Origin of the sequence: Mycobacterium sp. E1747 (genome assembly GCF_001667775.1) — a bacterium.
Lineage (GTDB): Bacteria > Actinomycetota > Actinomycetes > Mycobacteriales > Mycobacteriaceae > Mycobacterium.
Genome location: NZ_LZJI01000076.1, coordinates 1 through 19,816, shown reverse-complemented (window position 1 = coordinate 19,816; position 19,816 = coordinate 1). Strand labels below are relative to the sequence as shown.

Here is a 19,816-nt window from a genome sequence, read left to right as displayed (position 1 = left end):
CGTCGGACACCACGTTGCCGTTGGCGCCGACGACGTTCACCAAGAACTCGGGATAGCCGCCGTTCTGGTTGGGGTCGTTGGCGACGCCGCGCACCGTGTTCGCCGGGGAGGCGATGAACCCGTTGCCGTGGGTGTAGACGCTGTGCCGGTTGATCCAATCGCGCTGGTTCTCGATCAGCCGGTCCGGGTTGAGCTCGCGGGCCGCGACGACATAGTCGCGCAGCGAGCCGTTGCGGTCCACGTACCGGTCGATGGACAGCTGGTCGGGGAAGTAGTAGAAGTTCTTACCCTGTTGGAACTGCGTGAACGCCGGGCTGACGATGGTCGGATCGAGCAGCCGGATGTTGGAGGTGGTCGCGCGGTCGTCGGCGACCTGCTGGGCGGTGGCCTGGGTGTCACCGGCATAGGTGCGGTAGGTGACGACGTCCGACGTCAGGCCGTACGCCTGCCGGGTCGCCGCGATGCTGCGGCTGATGTATTCGCTTTCCTTCTGCGCGGCATTGGGTTTGACGCTGATCTGCTCGACGATCAACGGCCAGCCGGCGCCCACGATCAGCGACGACAGCAGCAGCAACACCAGGCCGATGGCGGGAATCCGCAAGTCGCGCAGGATGACCGCGGAGAACACGGCGGCGGCGCAGATCAGCGCGATCGCCATGAGGATCAGCTTGGCGGGCAGCACCGCGTTGATGTCGGTGTACCCGGCGCCGGTGAAGGGCTTGCCGCCGCGGGTGTGCGACAGCAACTCGTAGCGGTCCAGCCAGTACGCGACTGCCTTGAGCAGCACCAGCAGCCCCACCACGGTGACCAGCTGGATGCGCGCCGAGCGGCTGAGCGCGCCGGTGCGCCCGGACAGCCGGATCCCGCCAAAGATGTAGTGCGCCAGCAGGTTCGCCACAAACGCCAGGAAGACGGCCACGAACAGGTAGCTGAGCAGCAGCCGGTAGAACGGCAGGTCGAAGGCGTAGAAGCCGAGGTCCTTGCCGAACTGCGGGTCGCGGATGCCGAAGTCCCCGCCGTGCATGAACAGCTGGATGCGCACCCAGTAGCTCTGCGCGATGATGCCGGCCAGCAGGCCGATCGCGACCGGGACCCCGATGCCCACCAACCGCAACCGGGAGATGACGACGGCGCGGTACCGCGCGACCGGATCGTTGTCGTTGCTCGGCACGAACACCGGGCGGGTGCGGTAGGCCACCGCGAGACCGGCGAAGACGATGCCGCCGACGAGCAGGCCGGCCACCAGAAAGACCACGAACCGGGTGACCAGGACGGTGGAAAACACCGAGCGGTAGCCGAGCTCGCCGAACCACAGCCAGTCCACGTACGCGTCGATCAGCCGCGGACCGGCGAGCAGCAAAGCGATCACGCCCAGGGCGATCAGGATCAGAATCCGGCTACGCCGGGTCAGCTTCGGCATCCGTGCGGTGGGCCGCATCCCCACTGGCTACGCTCCCTGCTCGATTGATCGACGGTGACAACTCTACGCATCGCGCGACCCGCGATCCGGCGCGCTCGGCTTCTAACAGCTCGGCGCCTGACCCCCCGAACTGATCGCGTGCAGGGCGTCGACCGCCTGGCTGAGGGTCTCCACCTTCACCAGGCGCAGGCCCGACGGATTGTCCGAGTTCGCCTCGTAGCAGTTCTTGGCCGGCACCAAGAAGACCGTGGCGCCCGCCGCGTGCGCGGCGACCATTTTGTGCGTGATGCCGCCGATCTGGCCGACCTTCCCATCGGCGGATATGGTGCCGGTCCCCGCGATGAACTTCGACCCGGTGAGGTCACCGGTGGTCAGCTTGTCCACCACCGCCAGGCTGAACATCAGCCCGGCCGACGGCCCCCCGACGTTGGCCAGGTTGAAGTCGACGACGAACGGGGCCCACGGGGCGGTGAGCACGGCTACGCCGAGGAAGCCGTAGTCGCGATCCTTGTTCGCGCCCAGCGTAATTTGGGCCACACCCGCCGGCTCGTTCTTGCGCCGGTAATCGAGGGTCACCGTCTGGCCCGGTTTGGTGTTCTTCAGCAGCCCGGTGAACTGGTCGACGTCGGCCACCGGGACGCCGTTGACCGCGTCGATGGCGTCGCCGTCCTTGAGCTTGCCCGCCGACGGACCCGGATCGGTGACCTTGGCGACCGTGACCGCGGCCGGGTACTTCAGATATCCCAGCGCGGCGTAGGCGGCGCTGTCCTCGGACTCCTTGAAGTCCGCGTTGTTGTCCTTGTCGACCTCGTCGCGCGACTTGCCCGGCGGGTAGATCAGGTCGCGCGGTACCAGCTGCTCCTGGCCGGAAAGCCACAGCGTGAGCGCTTCGCCCAGGGTCAGCTGGTCGCGTTGGGACACCGTCGTCATGTTGAGGTGTCCGGTGGTCGGATGCGTCGCGGTGCCCTCGATCGCCACGACCTGCTTGCCGTCGACCTCGCCGAGGGTGTCGAAGGTGGGTCCGGGGCCCAGCGAGACGAACGGCACCGTCACCACCGCGAGCAACACGCCGAAGACCAGGATCGGCACCAGCGCGACCATCAAGGTCAGAATCCGCCTGTTCACGCCGATTACACTAGACGGAGCCCCCGGGCCAGGTTCAGCCACAAGCTGACCCCGAGAGTGCCCACCCCGTTCCCCCGGTGAGTACCGTTGACGGTATGGCTGACCTGCCTTTCGGCTTCTCCCACGGGGAAGACCCCGACAAACCCGGGAAGAAAGATCCCAATTCGGGCTCTGGCGGCTCCGATCCGTTCGGCGCATTCGGCATGGGCGACCTGGGGCAGATCTTCACCCAGCTGGGCCAGATGTTCTCCAGCGCGGGCACCGTGATGGCCGGGGGCGAGCCGTCCGGACCGGTCAACTACGAGCTGGCGCGCCGGGTGGCGACGAACTCGATCGGGTTCGTGGCGCCGATCCCGGCCACGACGCATTCGGCGATCGGCGACGCGGTGCACCTGGCCGAGACTTGGCTGGACGGCGCCACGGCGCTGCCCGCCGGCACCAGCAAGGCGGTGGGCTGGAGCCCGGCCGACTGGGTCGACAACAGCCTGGATACCTGGAAGCGGTTGTGTGACCCAATGGCGCAACAGATTTCGACGGTGTGGGCGTCGTCGCTGCCCGAAGAGGCCAAGAGCATGGCCGGCCCGCTGATGGCGGTGATGTCACAGATGGGCGGGATGGCCTTCGGCTCCCAGCTGGGGCAGGCGCTGGGCCGGTTGTCGCGCGAGGTGCTGACCTCCACCGACATCGGATTGCCGTTGGGGCCCAAGGGCGTTGCGGCGATCCTGCCTGACGCCGTGGAGTCTTTCGCGGCCGGGCTCGAGCAGCCCCGCAGTGAGATCCTGACGTTCCTGGCCGCCCGCGAGGCCGCCCACCACCGGCTGTTCAGCCACGTGCCGTGGCTGTCGAGCCAGCTGCTGGGCGCCGTCGAGGCCTACGCGCGCGGCATGCAGATCGACATGAGCGGCATCGAGGAGCTGGCCCGCGACTTCAACCCGGCGACGCTGTCCGACCCGGCGGCCATCGAAAACCTGTTGGGGCAAGGCGTTTTCGAGCCCAAGGCCACCCCGGCGCAGACGCAGGCGCTGGAACGCCTCGAGACGCTGCTCGCGCTGATCGAGGGTTGGGTGCAGGTGGTGGTCACGGCGGCCCTGGGCGACCGGATTCCGGGGGCGGCCGCGCTGAGCGAGACGCTGCGCCGCCGCCGCGCCACCGGCGGCCCGGCCGAACAGACCTTCGCGACGTTGGTGGGCCTGGAGCTGCGGCCCCGCAAGATGCGCGAGGCGGCCGCGCTGTGGGAGCGCCTCACCGAAGCCGCCGGCGTGGACGCCCGCGACGCCCTCTGGCAACACCCCGACCTGCTGCCCGAGGCCGAGGACCTCGACGAGCCGGCCGGCTTCATCGACCGCGTCATCGGCGGCGACACCAGCGGCATCGACGAGGCGATCGCCAGGCTCGAGGAGAACCCCGAGGATCCGGGCCCCGGCCCTGTGGATAACTGACGGGCCGCTGCCCCGCGGCGTGGCACAGTGCAGCCGTGTCGCCGACCGCGCTTTCCACCTATGCGCTGGACCCCGCGATGCCGGTGCTGCTGCGGCCCGACGGCGCCGTCCAGGTCGGCTGGGATCCCCGCCGCGCCGTGCTGGTGCGGCCACCGGGCGGCCTGGCCGCCGCGGAGCTGGCCGCGCTGCTTCGCACCATGCGCTCTCCCACGCCGCTGGCCGAGCTGCGGCGGCGCGCCGTCGACCGCGGCTTACGGGACGCCGACGGCCTGACCGACCTCGTCGACCAGCTGGTCGGCGCGGGCGTTGCCACCGAATGCGTGAAGTCCCGCGGCCGGACGCCGTCCATCCGGGTCCACGGCCGCGGCCCGCTGTCCGAGCTGCTCGTCGAGGCGCTGCGCTGCTCGGGCGCCCGGATCGCCCGCAGCAGCCAGCCGCACGCCGCCGCGTCGGCCACCACCGTCGACCTGGTGGTGCTGTCCGATTACCTGGTCGCCGACCCGCGCATGGTCCGCGACCTGCACGCCCGGGGCGTCCCCCACCTGCCGGTGCGGGTCCGCGACGGCGTCGGGCTGGTCGGCCCGCTGGTCATTCCCGGCGCGACCAGCTGCCTGGGCTGCGCCGACCTGCATCGGCGGGACCGCGACGCGGCCTGGCCCGCCATCTCCGCGCAGCTGCGGGAAACCGTCGGGGTGGCCGACCGGCCCACGCTGCTGGCGACCGCGGCGCTGGCGCTCAGCCAGGTGAACCGGGTGATCGCCGCCGTGCGCCAACAGGACGCGGTGCCACCCCAGACGCTGAACGCCACACTGGAATTCGACCTCGACGCCGGCGCCATCGTCGCGCGGCAATGGACCCGGCACCCGCTGTGCCCGTGCTGACGCGCCGGCTAGCCGAGCCGCCCCTGATCCGGGACGTTCGACGACACCGACTCGTACGCCGTCCCGAGCTGCTGCAGGATCTCCGCGGTCAGTGTGCCGTCGTTGCGGTGCTTGTCCAGCGTTTCGATGATCGCCCTGAACAGGGAGTCAGCGGCGTCGTGCTGCGCTTGCTTTGCTGCCATGGGGGACAACCTAAGGCGCGCGGCGTCCGCCGCCCGCGAGCGGGGTGTTGCGAAGATCAAGCGCGAGGCGCGCGCAACGTCATGGATGATGGATACGTGGCAGACATCAAACGCGGCCGGGCGGCGCGCAACGCCAAGCTGGCCAGCATCCCGGTCGGCTTCGCCGGCCGGGCGGCGCTCGGCTTCGGCAAACGGCTGACCGGCAAGTCGAGGGACGAAGTCCAGGCCGAGCTGATGGAGAAAGCCGCCAACCAGCTGTTCACCGTCCTGGGCGAGCTCAAGGGCGGGGCGATGAAGGTCGGCCAGGCCCTGTCGGTGATGGAGGCCGCCATCCCCGACGAATACGGCGAGCCCTACCGCGAGGCGTTGACCAAGCTGCAGAAGGACGCCCCTCCGCTGCCCGCCAACAAGGTGCACCGCGTGCTCGACGCCCAACTGGGCACCAAGTGGCGCGAACGGTTCAGTTCGTTCGACGACAAACCCATCGCCTCGGCCAGCATCGGCCAGGTGCACAAGGCGGTCTGGGCCGACGGCCGCCCGGTCGCCGTCAAGATCCAATACCCCGGCGCCGACGAGGCGCTGCGCGCCGACCTGAAGACCATGCAGCGGATGGTCAGCGTGGTCAAACAGCTTGCCCCCGGCGCCGATATCCAGGGCATCGTCGACGAGCTGGTCGAGCGCACCGAGATGGAGCTCGACTACCGGCTGGAGGCCGACAACCAGCGCGCCTTCGCCAAGGCCTACGAGGACCACCCGCACTTCGCGATACCCCACGTCGTGGCCAGCGCGCCCAAGGTCGTGGTCCAGGAGTGGATCGACGGCCTGCCGCTGGCGGAGATCATCCGCGACGGCACCCGCGAGCAGCGCGACCTGATCGGCACCCGGCTGCTCGAGCTCACCTTCGACGCGCCCCGGCGGCTGGGAATGTTGCACGGCGACGCGCACCCGGGGAACTTCATGTTGCTGCCCGACAACCGGATGGGCGTCATCGACTTCGGCGCGGTCGCACCGCTGCCCGGCGGCTACCCCATCGAGCTCGGGATGACGATCCGTCTGGCCCGCGACAAGAACTACGACCTGCTGCTGCCGACGATGGAGAAGGTCGGCTTCATCCAGAAGGGCCAGCAGGTGTCGGTGCGCGACATCGACGAAATGCTGCGCCAGTACGTCGAACCCATCGAGGTCGACGAGTTCCACTACACGCGCAAATGGCTGCAGCGCATGACCGTGGGCCAGATCGACCGGTCAGTGTCCCAGATCAAGACGGCCCGGCAGATGGACCTGCCCCCCAAGCTGGCCATCCCGATGCGGGTCATCGCCTCGGTGGCCGCGATCCTGTGCCAGCTGGACGCGCGGGTGCCGATCAAGGCGCTGTCCGAGGAACTGATCCCCGGCTTTGCCGAGCCCGACAACGCGGTCATCTAGGCGCTCCACTGCCCCGAGCGTGACCTGATTGGTCCTAGGCGGCCACCTCGTCCTTGCGGGGGCGTCCGCGCGGCCGTTTGAAGCTCAGGATCGCGCCGCGGTCGAAGATTTCGCCGCCCCACACTCCCCACGGCTCGGCCCGCTCCAGCGCCGCCGCCAGGCACTCGCGCCGGATCGGGCAGCTAGCGCAGAGCGCCTTGGCGCGCTCGAGGTCGGCCGGGGTCTCGGCGAACCAGAGGTCGGGATCGCCGGCGTGACACGGCAGCGCCGGCGACGGCTGTCTGGAGACTGTCGGTGCCGACATGTCCTGCTCACCTGCTTCCTGGTCGGGGCTTGCCTATTTCGGTGATCCGGACCAGGGAGCGGGCTTTCGCCCGAAAAAGACTGTGGCCACGGATCCTTGACTTCGGGTCCGTGGCCGTTCGGTGAAAACCGGGGAGTTACGTAGCCATTCGGTGGACCTCGAGTCCGGACGCGTTCGTCGCGGCGGCGGCGCGATGCTTCAACGCGGCCGCCGGCACGGCGGTGGCGGCATGCTTGAGCGTGGCCGCCGCGGCGGCCACGTCCACACCGAACGCGTCGTTGATCATCGTGGCCACCTCCCTTCGTCGTGCCAGAACGCAGCTTCGAGGGTAAACCGTCGCCGACGCGCGGCACAAACGATTTTCTGACCTGCGGTTATCGGCCGCGCACCAACGCCAGCACGTCGGGCCCGTACTGCTCCAGCTTGCGCGCGCCGATGCCCGGGATCGCGATCAGCGCGTCCTCGTCCCCGGGCCGCAACTCGGCGATCGCGATCAGCGTGTTGTCGGTGAAGACGACGTAGGCCGGCACCTGCTGCTCCTTGGCGACGTCCAGCCGCCACGCCTTGAGCCGCAGCAGCAATTCTTCGTCGACGTCGGCGGCACACGTCTCACACCGCCGCAGCATGACCGCCGCGGCGGTGGACAGGTCCTTGTTGCAAATCCGGCAGCGCGCCGCGGGCCCTCGGTTGCGCCGGCTTCTGTTGGGGGCGGCGTCGGCGCGCGCCTGCGGCGCGATGCCGTTGAGGAACCGCGACGGCTTGCGGCCCTGCCGTCCACCCGGGTTGCGGGCCAGCGCCCAGCTGAGGGTCAAATGTATTCGGGCCCTGGTTATTCCGACGTAGAGCAGCCGGCGCTCCTCCTCGACGGCCTCGCTGTCGGGGCCGTGCGCCAACGCGTGCGAGATGGGCAGCGTGCCGTCGGCCAGCCCGACCAGGAACACCGCGTCCCACTCCAGCCCCTTTGCGGCGTGCAACGAGGCCAGCGTGACGCCCTGCACCACCGGCGGGTGCCGGGCGTCGGCGCGCAGCCGAAGCTCGGCGAGCAGGCCGGCAAGGTCCAACTGCGGCCGCTGCGCCACCTCGGCGTCGACCAGCTCGGCCAGCGCGGTCAGCGCGTCCCAGCGCTCCCGGGCACGGGTGCCCACCGGCGGCTCAGCCGTCAAACCCAGCGGTTCCAGGACGGCCCGCGCGACGTCGGGCAGCGGCCCGTCGGCGCCGCGCTCGGCCGCCCGCTGCAGCGCCAACATGGCCTGCTTGATCTCCTGCCGGGTGAAAAAACCCTCGCCGCCGCGGACCTGGTAGGGGATGCCGGCCTCGGTCAGCGCCTCCTCGTAGGCCTCGGACTGCGCGTTGACCCGGTACAGCACGGCGATCTCCGACGCCGGGGTGCCCGCGTCGATCAGGCGGGCGATGGATGCCGCGACGGCGGCGGCCTCGGCCGGTTCGTCGGGATGCTCGTGGAACGACGGCGCGGGGCCCGGCGGGCGCTGCCCAGAAAGGTGCAACTTGCTGCCGGCGACCCGGCCGCGAGCCGCGGCGATCACCTGGTTGGCCAACGACACCACCTGCGGGGTGGAGCGGTAGTCACGTTCCAGGCGGACCACGGTGGCGTCGGGATAGCGCCGCGAGAAATCCAGCAGGAACCGCGGCGATGCCCCGGTGAAGGAGTAGATGGTCTGGTTGGCGTCGCCGACGACGGTCAGGTCGTCCCGGTCGCCGAGCCACGCCGTCAGCACCCGCTGCTGCAGCGGCGTGACGTCCTGGTACTCGTCGACAACGAAACAGCGGTACCGGCCCCGGAATTCGTCTGCCACGGCGGCGTCGTTCTCGATCGCCGCCGCGGTGTGCAGCAGCAGGTCGTCGAAGTCGAGCAGCGTCACCGATTCGTCGCGGACCTTCAGCGCCTCGTAGGCGGCGTAGACGGTCGCGACCCGGGCGGCGTCGAGCGGAATGTCCCGGCCGGCCGCGGCCACGGCGGCCGGATACTCCTCGGGGGTGATCAGTGACGCCTTGGCCCACTCGATCTCGCCCGCCAGGTCGCGGACGTCGTCGGTGCTGGCGTTGATCCGGGAGCGGCTGGCCGCCCGCGCCACCACGGCGAACTTGGTGTCCAGCAGCTGCCAGCCCGTGTCGCCGACCACCCGCGGCCAGAAGTACCGCAGCTGGCGGTGCGCCGCGGCGTGAAACGTCAGGGCCTGCACCCCGCCGACGCCGGTGTCCGCGCCCGCGGCGGCGCCCAGCGTGCGCAGCCGGGAACGCATCTCCCCCGCCGCCCGCTGGGTGAAGGTGACGGCAAGCACCTGCCCGGCGGCCACATGACCGCTCGCCACCAGCTGCGCGATCCGGTGGGTGATGGTGCGGGTCTTGCCCGTTCCGGCGCCCGCGAGCACGCAGACCGGGCCGCGGGGCGCCAGCACGGCCTCGCGCTGCTCGTCGTCCAGCCCGGCGGTCAAGGCGTCGGCGACCATCGGCATGGCGTCCATCTTGGCAGTGATGGCCGACAAACGGCGGCCCCGCCCGGTGCGCGTCGGCATCTGGGTGTGGTGTTCCGGCGCGGAACACATCGCCGCCGGGCTACGTTAACGGGCTATGACCACTGCCCCGATCACCGTCTACACGACCTCATGGTGTGGCTACTGCCACCGCCTCATGACTGTGTTGAAGTCCAACGGAATTCCGTACGAGGCGGTCGACATCGAGCACGACCCCGCGGCGTCGGAATTCGTCGGGTCGGTCAACGGCGGCAACAAGACGGTCCCGACGGTCAAATTCGCCGACGGGTCGACGCTGACCAACCCGAGCGCTGCCGAGGTGAAGGCCAAGCTGGCCGAAACAGGCGCCTAAAGAGGCCCGGTCGCGCCGAGCCGCCGGTGTTGATGAACTGCTCCGCGACGCCTCCGAGTGCCGGGTCAGTCGATCGCGGCCCAGGATTCGATGATCACGCGCGCGATCGAGATCGACCCGGGCAGCAGCAGTTCCGATTCCGTGGAGCTGGTCCAGTCGCCGGCCGCGAGCGCCGCGCGCACCTCGTCGCGGGTGAACCACGCCGCTTCGGCGATCTCGCCGTCGTTGAACGAGAATTCCTCGCCCGGGTCCGCGACGGCGTGGAAGCCGACCATCAGGGAGCGCGGGAACGGCCACGGCTGGCTGCCCAGGTAGCGCACGTCGCGTACGGTGAGGCCGATCTCCTCGCGGATCTCGCGCGCGACGCAGACTTCGAACGATTCACCGGCCTCGACGAATCCGGCGAGCAGCGAGAACAGCCGCTCCGGCCACGCCGCCTGGCGGGCCAGCACCGCGCGGTCGCCGCCGTCGTGGACCAGGCAGATCACGGCCGGGTCGATCCGCGGGAACTCCTCGTGCCCGGTGACCGGGTTGACCCGCGCCCAGCCTGCCCGCGCCGGGCGGGTTGGTGAGCCGTCGACCGAGCTGAACCGCGCGGAATCGTGCCAGTTGAGCAGCGCGAGCGCCGACGAGACCAATTGGCTGCTGGTGTCGTCGAGGATCGACCCCAGCCCGCGCAGGTTCATCACCTCGGCGTGCACGTCGTCGTCCTCCGGCGCCTCCAGCGCGCCGCGGATCGCCCACACGTGGCGGCCGCCCTCGATGCGGCCCAAGAACACCGCATCCGGTGGCGGCTTGTCGGCCAGCTTGGCCGCGGAGCCAAGCACCACGCGGCCATCGGCCACCAGGACCTGACTGCGCGAATCCACCCGCAGCAGCGCCGCATCCGCCCAGCCGGCGGCGGCCGCCTCGACGTCGGTGCGCAACTGGTCGGCCCGGTCGGCGCCGACGCGCGACAGCAACGGAACGTTCTGCAGCTGAAAGTCCGCGATCGCCACTAGTGCCTGCCTCCGTGGCGACCCGCCGCGACCGGCTTCGCCGCTCTTGCGATCGCCCTGCCTCCGTGGCGACCCGCCGCGACCGGCTTCGCCGCTCTTGCGATCGCCACTAGTGCCCCGCGTGCCGGATGTAGAGCAGCCTGTCGTTGGCCTCCACGGCGTCCACCTCGGGCGCGCCGATGCGCAGCAGGTGGCCGTCGCGCACCACGCCGAGCACGATGTCGCGCAGATGGCGCGGGGAGCCGCCGACCTCGGCCGGCTCCACCTCTCTTTCGGCGATCGCCAGCCCGAAGTCCGGTGTCAGCAGGTCCTCGATCATCTCCACGACGCTGGGCGTGGTGGTGGCGAGCCCCAGCAGCCGACCGGCGGTCGCCGAGGAGACCACCACTGAGTCCGCGCCCGATTGCTGCAGCAGGTGCTGGTTTTCCGCCTCCCGGATGGACGCCACGATCTTGGCGTTGGGGGCGATCTCACGGGCGGTCAACGTGACCAGCACCGCGGTGTCGTCGCGGCTGGTGGCAACGATGATCGACGCCGCATGTTGCGCCCCGGCCAGCCGCAGCACGTCGGCCTTGGTGGCGTCGCCGTGCACGGTGACCAGGCCCGCGGTTGCGGCGTGCTCGAGGGTGCCGCGGTCGGTGTCGACGACGACGACCTCCCCCTGGGCGGCCTCGTCACCGAGGATCGCGGCGACCGCCGTCTTCCCCTTGGTGCCGTAGCCGATCACGATCGTGTGGTTGCGCACTCTGCTCCTCCAACGCTGAATCTTCCACCCCTGCCGGGACCGCTCGGAGAGCACCTCGAGGGTCGTGCCGACCAGGACGGCCAGGAACGCGATCCGCAGCGCGGTGAAGATCAGGGTGTGAACCAAACGCGCGGTTTCGCTGTAGGGGGTGATGTCGCCATAGCCGGTCGTCGACAGTGACACCGCGGAGAAGTACACACAGTCCAAAAAAGTCAGCGGCTCGCCCCGCACGTCGCGATATCCATTGCGGTCGGCGTACACGATGACGGCCGCCGCGAACAGCACGACGAGCGCGATGGCCACGCGGCGCGTGATCACCCGAATCGGGCCGGCGTGCTCCTCGGGGATGCGCACCACGCCGATCAACTGGTGGCCTCGCTGGGCGGTCAGCGTCTCTTCGAGACCGCTCAGTTGCCGCGACCTACCGTTGCGCACGGCGGTCCATGATCGGCTCGACGCCGCCGCAGGAGACACGCACGCGTCAATGTAACCACGATCGCGACCCCGGGACCCGGGCAGCGCGGGTCACCCGACGGCCGGCTCGGCCAGCAGCCCCGCCAGCTCGGCGGGGGCCGGCAGATCGTCTGGGGCGACGGTGGTGCGGGCGCGCACGTAATAGAAGGCCGTCCGCACCGAGGATTCCGGGGCGCCGGACAGGGCGGCCCACGCCAAGCGGTAGACGGCGAGTTGGACCGCGGCCTGCCGCAGGGCTTGCGGCCCGTGCGGTGGTTCGCCGGTCTTCCAGTCGACGACTGTGGCGCCGCCGTCGGGGTCGGCGAACACCGCGTCGATGCGGCCGCGCACCAGGGTGTCGCCGATCGGCATCTCGAAGGGCACCTCGACGGCGATCGGGGTGCGCGCCGCCCACGGCGATTCGGTGAACGCGGCCTGCAGCGCGGCAAGCTCCCGGGTGTCGCCCACGTCGGAGTCCGCCGCACCCGGCAGGTCCGCGAGGTCGAACAGGCACTCGGCGCCGTAGAACTGCTGGACCCACGCGTGAAACGCGCTGCCCAGCAACGCATGCGGGTCCGGCCGCGTCGGCAGCCGATGCCGCAGCCGCTGCGCCGCGCCCACGGGGTCGCGGGACAGGTCGACCAGGCCGCTGACCGACAACTGGCCGGGCAGCGCGCCGGAAGGCGGCTGGACCGCCCGCGCCCGCTCGGCCAGCACGGCGTCGACGTCGGCGGCCCAAGCCTCGACGTCGGCGCCTTCGTCGCCGGTCTCGCCCGCCATCGCCTCGCTCACCAACGCCGCGCCGCGCTCGACGTCGCCGCGCCGCCCGGCCAGCGGATCGGCCGGCCAGACAGCCTCGACGGTGTTGTCGCGCAGCGGGTTCCGGTCACCATCGCCCGGCGCGGGCGCCCACTGGTCCACCACCCCGCAGGGGTCCCCGGCGGCGGCCGAGCGGTCGATGACGTCCTTGATCTCGCACAGGAAATCCGACGGCCCGCGCGGCTTGATCCCGGTGGCACCCCAGTGGTGGCCGGACACCAGCAGCGTGTCCTCGGCCCGGGTGATGGCGACATAGAGCAGCCGACGCTCCTCGTCGACCCGCCGCTGCTCGAGCTGGCCGCGGTGATCGGAGATCTTGTCGGACAGCTGCTTTCGATTGGTGACGTCCGAGGTGTCCAGCACCGGGATTCCCAGTGCGCCCGCCGAGGCCCGGTCGCCCCGCAGCAGCGGCGGCAGCTCCGCCGGGTCGGTGAGCCAGGTGCTCCGCGACGCGGTCGACGGGAAGACCCCGCCGGACAGGTGTGCCACCGCGACCACCTGCCACTCCAACCCCTTCGCCGAGTGCACCGTGAGCACCTGGACGCGGTCGCGCGCGGCCACCACCGGGGCGGGCGGCAGGCCGTTCTCGACGGACTCGGCCACATCGAGGAAGGCCAGCAGGCCCGTCACCGACGCCGCTGCTGGCCGGTCGCCCGCGCCCGCGGCGTCCGCTCGTTCGGCGTAGCCGGCGACGATGTCGGCGAACGCGTCGAGGTGTTCGGTGCCGGTCCAGCCCGGCTGCGCCCCCGCCGCAGCGCGGACGTCGCAGTCGACGCCCAGCACCCGGCGCACCTCGGCGACCAGGTCCGCCAGGCCATGGCCCAGGTGGCCGCGCAGAGCGCGCAGCTCGGCGGCCAGCGCGGTGATGCGCTGATAGCCCGCCGCCGAATACGCCTCGGCCGGGCCGGGATCCGCGATGGCGTCCGCGAGGCACGCGGTGTCGGCGTCCGGGCCGGCCGCCATCGCGATCGCCTCCGGCGCGACGGCCGCGCCCGCGCCGTCGCACAGCGTCCGGGCGCGCCGCCACAGCGCGGCGACGTCGCGGCCGCCGAGGCGCCAGCGCGGACCCGTAAGCACCCGCATCGCCGCCGCGCCCGCGGTCGGGTCGGCGACTAGCCGCAGCATGGCCACGACGTCGGCGACCTCCGGGATGGACAGCAGGCCGGCCAACCCGACGACCTCGACCGGGACGCCGCGGGCGCGCAGGGCGTCGGCGATCGGCGCGGCGTCGGCGTTGCGGCGGACCAGGACCGCGGCGGTCGGCGGGTTCCCGCCGTCGGCCGGCCGGTAGCGGACGGCGAGCTCGTCGGCGATCCACTCGCGTTCGGTCTGCACATCGGGCAGCAGTGCGCAGCGCACGGTTCCGGGTGGGGCGTCCGGGCGTGGCCGCAAGGCGTGCACCGCGACGGACCTGCGGCGCGCCTCCGCCGAGATCGCGTTGGCCAGCCGCAGGGTGCTCGGCGGATTACGCCAACTGGTCCGCAGCTCCAGGGCCGGTGCGGGCGTGCCGTCGGACAGCGGGAAGTCGGTGGTGAAACGCGGCAGGTTGGTCGCCGAGGCGCCGCGCCAGCCGTAGATCGACTGGATCGGGTCGCCGACCGCGGTCAGCGCCAGCCCGTCGTCGACACCACCGCCGAACAGCGACGACAGGGCGACCCGCTGGGCGTGCCCGGTGTCCTGATACTCATCGAGCAGCACCACCCGGTAGCGGCCACGCAGTTCCTCGCCGACCTGCGGGTAGTTCGCGGCCAGCCGTGCGGCGCAGGCCATCTGCACGCCGAAGTCCATCGCCTTGGCGGCCCGCATCCGCTCACCCAACGCGTCGAGCAGCGGCACCAGTTCGGCGCGCTGGGTCTGGGTGGCCGACAGCCGCAGCAACCACTGGCTGGGGCCGCGGTCGCGCTGATAGGGGCCCGCGGGCAGGGTGTGGATCAGCCGGTCCAGCTCCACCTGGGTGTCGCCGAGCTGGCGGGTGTCCACCAGGTGTTCGGCCAGCTGACCCCATAGCCGCAGCACCATCGACGTCACCGCGGCGGGGGTCTTGTCGGTGTGCAGCTCCCCGCGGTAGCGGCTCACGACGTCGAAGGCCAGCTGCCACAGCTCGGTCTCGCCGAGCAGCCGGGTGTCGGGCTCGATGGGCAGCAGCAGCCCGTAGTCGCGGATCAAGGAGCCGGCGAAGGCGTGGTAGGTGCTGACCGTCGGGGCGCCCGCCGCGCCGTCGGGGCCCTGGGGGCACCGCCCGCTTGCGGGAAATCCGGCGCCTGCCAGCCGGGCGAGTCGGGAGCGTACGCGGCGCAGCAGCTGGCCGGCAGCCTTGCGGGTGAACGTCAATCCGAGGACCTGGTCGGGTTCGGCGTAACCGTTGGCGACGAGCCACACCACCCGCGCGGCCATGGTCTCGGTTTTGCCGGCGCCCGCGCCGGCGATCACGACCACCGGTCCGGGTGGGGCCGCGATGACGGCGGCCTGCTCATCGGTGGGCGGGAAAAGCCCGAGCGCGCAGGCCAATTCGGCCGGGCTGTAGCGGGCGTTCACCGCGCCGCCCCGTCCGCGTGCGCCGGGCAGGAGGGCCGTATCGGGCAATGTGAGCAGCCGTCGTTGCGTCGCGCGATGAACCGGGGACCGGCGGTCGCCTCGGCCGCGCGAACGAGCAGGCCGCGCCATTCGTCGCGCGCGGCCGGCGTCAGCGGATCCTGTTCGCGTTCCGTGGCACCCGAGGCCCCGGCCTTTCCGACGTAGACCAGTCGCGCGCCGCCGGGCTCCGCACCGGCCTCGACCATGCCCTCGGCCACCGCCAACTGATACATCGCGAGCTGGGCGTGCTGCTGGGCGTCGTCCTTGCTGACCGGCGTCTTGCCGGTCTTGACGTCGACGATCACCAGGCGGCCGGCGGCGTCGCGCTCCAACCGATCGACCCGGCCGCGCAGCCGGACCTCGCCGCCGCCGTCGGTGGACGCGGCCAGGGTCCCGTCGATCTCGACCTCGACGCCGACCTCGGTCAGCGCGCCTCGAGTCTGCGCCCGCCACTCGACAAAGGCCTCGATCATCGCGCGGTGCCGCGCCAGCTCGTTGGCCGAATGCCACGGCGCCTCGAAGGGCAGGTGCCGCCAGGCGCGGTCCAGCTCGGCCAGCAATTCCGGCGCGCTCCTGTGTGATTCGGCGACCAGGGCGTGCACCACCGAACCGATGGTCGAACGCAGATCGCGTGGATTCGTCCCACCATGGCGTTCGGCCAGCCAGCGCAGCGGGCAGTCGTTGAGCGTCTGCAGGGTCGACGGCGTCAAGGTGACGGCATCGCCACCACCGTGCAGCGGTTCGCCGGTGCTGACCGGGGTCAGACCGTGCCAGCAAGCCGGGTCGGCGTCCGGCACCCCGGCCCGGGCAAGCCGCGCCAATTGCGTTGCCGCACAGGAGCGGGCGGCGTCGTCGACCGCGCCGTCGGGCGCGCACACGACACCGCGCAGCCGGCCAACCAGCGCCGCCGAGGAGAGCACCCGGGGCGCCGAGACGGGTTGCGCTGCAGCCAAATCGGCGTCGCCGTCGGCGCACTGCGCGAGCTCGTAGAAAAACGCCGACGGCAGCGCCGCCTCTTGATCCGCCCCGCCGGCGTCGCTGTCCACCGCGGTCACCAGCAGTCGGCGCCGGGCCCGGCCCATCGCGGCGACCAGCAGCCGCCGCTCCTCGGCCAGCAGCGGCGCCCGCACCGACGCCTGCTCGATGACGCCGTCCAGCGCGTCCAGCAGCCGCTGGGTGGCGAGGACACCGCCGCGCGGAACGGTATTGGGCCACAGGCCCTCCTGCAACCCGGCGATGACGACCATGTCCCACTCGTGCCCCAGGGCGGCGTGGGCGCTGAGCACCCGCACCTGCTCCATGGCCGACGCCGGCTCCTGGTTCACGCTCGGCAGGTGCAACGCGGCGACGTGGTCGACGAGCCCGCGCAGCGACGCGCCCGATGTGCGGGAGACGTACTGATCGGTGATGTCGAACAACGCCGTCACCGCCTCCAGGTCCCGGGTGGCCTGCGCGCCGGTGGGGCCGCCGCGCTCGGCGGCCGACAGCCAGCGGCGCTGCAGGCCGGAACGCTGCCAGGCCGCCCACAGGGTGTAGCGCGGGTCTTGCCCCGCCTGATGGCAGCGTGCGGCCGCGTCCAGCACCGCGCGCACCCGCTGCACCGGGCGAAGCTGCGGTCCCGAAAGCGGCGCGGCGCCCGACAACGCGTCAGCCAGCAGGTCGGCGACATCGCGCGGCGCGTGGTCGGCGTTGGCGCGCTTCAGCGTTCGGCGCAGCTGCCGCAGCGAGACGGGGTCTACGCGCCCGATGGGACCGGTCAGCAGCGCCAGGGCACGTTCACCGTCGAGCCCGTCGGCGGTGGCCGCCAGGACGGTCAGCAGAGCGCGGGCGGCCGGCTCGTCGGACAGCGATCCGCTCGGCGCCGGCGCGGCCATCGGCACCCCGGCGGCGGCCAGCGCGCGCGGCAAGCGGGTCCCGGCCCGCGGCACCGAACGGACGATCACCGCCATCTGCGACCACGGCACGCCGTCGACCAGGTGCGCCCGGCGCAGCGCGTCGGCGATCATCGCCGCTTCCGCATGGACGGACGCGGCCAGGCGCACGCTGACCGACCCCTCCTCGAGCCCGGTGCCCTCGATCCGCCTGCCGGCGCTGCCGCCGGGCAGCCGGCCCGCGATGCCGCTGATCGCGCGGGCCACCGCCGGGGCGCAGCGATGCGAGACCGTCAATGTCACCGACGGTGAATCCCCGTCCAACAACCCGGCGGATTCACCGCCCCGGAAACCGAACACCGCCTGATTGGGGTCGCCGGCGAGCAACGCCAGCTCCGCGCCCGCCGCGAGCACCCGGACCAGCCGGGCCGCCTGCGGGTCGAGCTGCTGGGCGTCGTCGACCAGCAATACCCGCACCCGGGCCCGCTCGGCCGCCAGCAGCTCGGGATCGACCGCGAAGGCTTCCAGGGCGGCACCCACCAGTTCGGCGGCCCCCAGCGCCGGCGTCGTCGCCTGGGGCGCCGCGGTGCCGACCGCCGCCCGCAGCAGCATCACCTGCTCGTACTGGCGCGCGAACCGGCCGGCGGCGGTCCATTCCGGACGCCGGCACCGACGGCCCAGCCGCTCCAGCTCCTGCGGGTCCACGCCCCGTTCGGCGCAGCGCGCCAACATGTTTCGCAGCTCGGTGGCGAAGCCCGCGGTGGCCAGCGCGGGCTGCAGGTGGGCGGGCCACGCCACCGCCGCGCGCGGCCCGTCCTCGAGGTCGCCGGCCAGCAGCTCCCTGATGATGGCGTCCTGTTCGGCGCTGGTGACCAGCCGCGGCGGCGCGTCGCCGGCGCGTTCGGCGGCCCGGCGCAACACCGCGTACGCGTAGCCGTGCACAGTGCGGACCAGCGGTTCGCGGACGGCGGCCCGGGCGGTCCCCGCGGAGCGCGGCCGCAGCAACGCCGTCGTCAACGCGCTGCGCGCGCGCATCCCCAGCCGGCCCGAACCGGTAAGCAGCAGAACTGATTCCGGGTTCAGGCCGGCGTCGATCCGGGCGACCGCGGCCTCGATCAGCAGGCTGCTCTTGCCGGTACCGGGCCCGCCCAGCACCCGGACTCCCCCGCGCACGCCGGGCGCCAGCAGGGCGAGCGCCTCCGGGTCCCAGGTGAACGACATGGCTGCATGCAATCACAAGGGTCCGACAAGCCGGCCCGACCTGCGCGGCCGCAGGCCCCTACGCTGGAGCCCGCGAACAGCCCGACGAACGGTTGAGGAGGTAGAAATCGTGACGGACGTCTTTCCCAGCGACGAAGCGCCCGAAGGTGACGCCGCGGAACAACTGCAACCGGTCGACGCCGACGACGAAGCCGGCCTGGACACCGAATACCTGGCCACGGCCGATCGCGAGGCGAACGAGGCCGACGTGATCGAGCAGGCCTACATCGTCCCCACCGAGGACGAGTGGGAAGACGGACGCTGAGCCGCCCGCCCGCGAGCAACCGTGGCGGCGGCTGGCACGATCGACACGTGACCGCCGATCTGCATGTGCACCGCTACGGCCCGGCCGGCCCGGTGCGGGTGCTGGCGCTGCACGGGTTGACCGGCCACGGACAGCGCTGGCAGCAGCTGGCCGGCCTGCTCCCCGAAATCACCTTCGCCGCACCGGATCTGATCGGCCACGGCAGGTCGACCTGGGCGGCGCCGTGGACCATCGACGCCAACGTCGCTGCGATGGCCGCGCTGCTCGACGACGAAGCCGACGGGCCCGTGCTGGTGGTGGGGCACTCCTTTGGGGGCGGGCTCGCCATGCAGCTGGCCGCGGCACGACCGGACCTGGTGGCCGCGTTGTTGCTGCTCGACCCGGCGGTCGGGCTGGACGGCGAGCGGATGCGCCAGATCGCCGAGGCGATGCTGGCCTCGCCCGACTACCCCGACGCCGACGAGGCGCGCCTGGAAAAGGTGCACGGCTCGTGGTCGGACGTCGACCCGGCCCTGCTGGACGCCGAGATCGACGAGCATCTGATCGCGCTGCCGGGTGGCCGGTACGGCTGGCGCGTCTGCCTGCCTGCGATGGCGTCGTACTGGAGCGAGCTGGCCCGCGACATCGTGTTCCCGCCGGCCGGGACGCCGACGATCCTGGTACGCGCCAAGCGCACCTCGCCGCCCTACGTCGGCGACCGGCTGATCGCCGGGCTGCAGGACCGGTTGGGATCCGATTTCCGCCTACTGGACTTCGACTGCAACCACATGGTCCCCTACGCGGCGCCGGGGGAAGTCGCCGCGCTCACGCGCGACCTGCTCGAAGCGCGCTGATCGTGGCGCCGGTGACCGAGGAGCAGGTCGAGCGGGTGCGCGCGCTGGTCGCGGCGATCCCATCGGGCAGGGTCGCCACCTACGGCGACATCGCCGACGTCGCAGGCCTTTCCAGCCCGCGCATCGTCGGCTGGATCATGCGGACCGACTCCTCGGACCTGCCGTGGCACCGGGTGATCACCGCCTCCGGGCGCCCCGCGCGCCATCTGAGGGCCCGGCAGCTCGAACTGCTGCGTGCCGAAGGGGTGCTGGCCACCGACGGCAAGATCGCGTTGCGCGAGGTCCGCTACGACTTCGGGCGCTAGGAGACTGCTGAATTAATCCCGCGTGGCGGGGGTCGTTTGTTCTGCTGCTTTAGGGATGATTGGTGGGTGCAGG

Annotated in this window: 17 protein-coding genes; 7 read left to right on the top strand and 10 right to left on the bottom strand. The window is 71.8% G+C overall.

Translation table 11 applies throughout. The annotated features are described in order from the left end of the window. Together A5695_RS08230 and A5695_RS08225 are read right to left on the bottom strand one after the other, a co-directional pair. Window positions 1-1,444, bottom strand: a 1,444-nt coding sequence (locus tag A5695_RS08230) for a UPF0182 family protein (RefSeq protein ID WP_197515395.1), incomplete at its 3' end; no start/stop codon positions are given. Between the two features lie 78 nt (window positions 1,445-1,522). Then, a complete protein-coding gene (locus tag A5695_RS08225) occupies window positions 1,523-2,545 on the bottom strand; it encodes a PDZ domain-containing protein (RefSeq protein ID WP_068079847.1) in 1,023 nt (340 codons plus the stop codon). A 77-nt stretch (window positions 2,546-2,622) separates the two neighbouring features. Here A5695_RS08225 and A5695_RS08220 point away from each other — a divergent pair, with 77 nt between their 5' ends. Together A5695_RS08220 and A5695_RS08215 are read left to right on the top strand one after the other, a co-directional pair. After that, entirely contained in the window at window positions 2,623-3,984 is a 1,362-nt protein-coding gene (locus A5695_RS08220) for a zinc-dependent metalloprotease (protein WP_197515394.1), read from the top strand. Between the two features lie 77 nt (window positions 3,985-4,061). Further along, window positions 4,062-4,865, top strand: a complete 804-nt coding sequence (locus A5695_RS08215) for a TOMM precursor leader peptide-binding protein (protein ID WP_068079851.1) — start codon at window positions 4,062-4,064, stop codon at window positions 4,863-4,865. Window positions 4,866-4,873: 8 nt separating this feature from the next. Here A5695_RS08215 and A5695_RS28955 read toward each other — a convergent pair whose 3' ends face one another. After that, on the bottom strand, window positions 4,874-5,047 hold the full coding sequence (locus tag A5695_RS28955; RefSeq protein WP_167374048.1) for a hypothetical protein: 174 nt from the start codon (window positions 5,045-5,047) through the stop codon (window positions 4,874-4,876). Between the two features lie 81 nt (window positions 5,048-5,128). Between A5695_RS28955 and A5695_RS08210 the strand changes: the two genes are divergently transcribed. Beyond that, window positions 5,129-6,472 (top strand): AarF/ABC1/UbiB kinase family protein, encoded by a 1,344-nt coding sequence (locus tag A5695_RS08210; RefSeq protein WP_068079844.1) that lies wholly within the window; start codon window positions 5,129-5,131, stop codon window positions 6,470-6,472. Window positions 6,473-6,506: 34 nt separating this feature from the next. Here the strand turns inward: A5695_RS08210 and A5695_RS08205 are convergent, their stop codons facing one another. The 3 genes from A5695_RS08205 to A5695_RS08200 form a co-directional block, all read right to left on the bottom strand. Beyond that, on the bottom strand, window positions 6,507-6,776 hold the full coding sequence (locus A5695_RS08205) for a WhiB family transcriptional regulator (protein ID WP_068079842.1): 270 nt from the start codon (window positions 6,774-6,776) through the stop codon (window positions 6,507-6,509). A 136-nt stretch (window positions 6,777-6,912) separates the two neighbouring features. Then, complete coding sequence (locus tag A5695_RS28950) at window positions 6,913-7,062, bottom strand: hypothetical protein (RefSeq protein WP_197515397.1); 150 nt, start codon at window positions 7,060-7,062, stop codon at window positions 6,913-6,915. Window positions 7,063-7,150: 88 nt separating this feature from the next. Continuing rightward, window positions 7,151-9,250: an ATP-dependent DNA helicase UvrD2 gene (locus A5695_RS08200; protein ID WP_197515396.1), complete on the bottom strand. Its 2,100-nt coding sequence runs from the start codon at window positions 9,248-9,250 to the stop codon at window positions 7,151-7,153. A gap of 115 nt (window positions 9,251-9,365) precedes the next feature. Between A5695_RS08200 and mrx1 the strand changes: the two genes are divergently transcribed. Further along, complete coding sequence (mrx1, locus tag A5695_RS08195; protein WP_068079838.1) at window positions 9,366-9,620, top strand: mycoredoxin Mrx1; 255 nt, start codon at window positions 9,366-9,368, stop codon at window positions 9,618-9,620. 65 nt (window positions 9,621-9,685) lie between these two features. On the opposite strand, the gene nudC is transcribed toward mrx1, so the two are convergent. The 4 genes from nudC to A5695_RS08175 form a co-directional block, all read right to left on the bottom strand. Then, window positions 9,686-10,618 (bottom strand): NAD(+) diphosphatase, encoded by a 933-nt coding sequence (gene nudC, locus A5695_RS08190; protein WP_068079836.1) that lies wholly within the window; start codon window positions 10,616-10,618, stop codon window positions 9,686-9,688. 109 nt (window positions 10,619-10,727) lie between these two features. Beyond that, entirely contained in the window at window positions 10,728-11,798 is a 1,071-nt protein-coding gene (locus A5695_RS08185; RefSeq protein ID WP_068079834.1) for a TrkA family potassium uptake protein, read from the bottom strand. 90 nt (window positions 11,799-11,888) lie between these two features. Next, complete coding sequence (locus A5695_RS08180; RefSeq protein WP_369830168.1) at window positions 11,889-15,200, bottom strand: ATP-dependent helicase; 3,312 nt, start codon at window positions 15,198-15,200, stop codon at window positions 11,889-11,891. Continuing rightward, window positions 15,167-18,301 (bottom strand): ATP-dependent DNA helicase, encoded by a 3,135-nt coding sequence (locus A5695_RS08175; protein WP_068079833.1) that lies wholly within the window; start codon window positions 18,299-18,301, stop codon window positions 15,167-15,169. The genes A5695_RS08180 and A5695_RS08175 overlap by 34 nt, the downstream gene beginning before the upstream one ends. 109 nt (window positions 18,302-18,410) lie before the next feature. On the opposite strand from A5695_RS08175, the gene A5695_RS08170 reads away from it, so the two are divergent. From A5695_RS08170 to A5695_RS08160, 3 genes are read left to right on the top strand one after another with little or no spacing between them, the layout of a single operon-like run. Then, the gene (locus A5695_RS08170; protein ID WP_068079831.1) at window positions 18,411-18,605 is read left to right on the top strand and encodes a hypothetical protein; all 195 of its coding nucleotides are present in this window, start codon (window positions 18,411-18,413) and stop codon (window positions 18,603-18,605) included. A gap of 47 nt (window positions 18,606-18,652) precedes the next feature. After that, window positions 18,653-19,438 (top strand): alpha/beta fold hydrolase, encoded by a 786-nt coding sequence (locus A5695_RS08165; RefSeq protein WP_068079829.1) that lies wholly within the window; start codon window positions 18,653-18,655, stop codon window positions 19,436-19,438. A gap of 2 nt (window positions 19,439-19,440) precedes the next feature. Beyond that, window positions 19,441-19,743: an MGMT family protein gene (locus A5695_RS08160; RefSeq protein WP_068079828.1), complete on the top strand. Its 303-nt coding sequence runs from the start codon at window positions 19,441-19,443 to the stop codon at window positions 19,741-19,743. Window positions 19,744-19,816 lie beyond the last annotated feature (73 nt).

Excerpts from the sequence above, each read along its gene's own strand:
- A5695_RS08215 (WP_068079851.1), top strand. The coding sequence starts at position 4,062 with ATGCCGGTGCTGCTGCGGCCCGACGGCGCCGTCCAGGTCGGCTGGGAT.
- A5695_RS28955 (WP_167374048.1), bottom strand. The coding sequence starts at position 5,047 with ATGGCAGCAAAGCAAGCGCAGCACGACGCCGCTGACTCCCTGTTCAGG.
- A5695_RS08210 (WP_068079844.1), top strand. The coding sequence starts at position 5,129 with ATGGATGATGGATACGTGGCAGACATCAAACGCGGCCGGGCGGCGCGC.
- A5695_RS08205 (WP_068079842.1), bottom strand. The coding sequence starts at position 6,776 with ATGTCGGCACCGACAGTCTCCAGACAGCCGTCGCCGGCGCTGCCGTGT.
- A5695_RS28950 (WP_197515397.1), bottom strand. The coding sequence starts at position 7,062 with ATGATCAACGACGCGTTCGGTGTGGACGTGGCCGCCGCGGCGGCCACG.
- A5695_RS08200 (WP_197515396.1), bottom strand. The coding sequence starts at position 9,250 with ATGCCGATGGTCGCCGACGCCTTGACCGCCGGGCTGGACGACGAGCAG.
- mrx1 (WP_068079838.1), top strand. The coding sequence starts at position 9,366 with ATGACCACTGCCCCGATCACCGTCTACACGACCTCATGGTGTGGCTAC.
- A5695_RS08175 (WP_068079833.1), bottom strand. The coding sequence starts at position 18,301 with ATGTCGTTCACCTGGGACCCGGAGGCGCTCGCCCTGCTGGCGCCCGGC.